At 31.6% G+C, this 244-nt stretch carries 1 pseudogene; it reads left to right on the forward strand.

The annotated features are described in order from the left end of the window. Positions 1 to 244 (forward strand): annotated as a pseudogene (locus ACY2RW_RS16290) (F0F1 ATP synthase subunit A); the annotation flags it as partial.

Genomic DNA, 244 nt, shown 5'->3' on the forward strand with positions numbered 1-244 from the left:
AATTTTATGGACAAGTGAAGGTTTGGTTACTTTTAGTTCTTCAGAATTCCATCGTAATGATGATGGTCATGTAATTGGAGAAAAAAAAGGATTAAAGTTCGCAAAAATTCACTCAAAAATTTATGAAGTAGATAAAGGTGCTACAACAGTTTCTTTTGATGAAACACACCAGGCAACCAATGCACATAAAGTTTTAGATTCCTCAATCACTAAAAGTGTTGTAGGTATTTTAGTAATTGGTTTC

This window comes from Polaribacter sp. 2305UL8-11 (assembly GCF_058147165.1).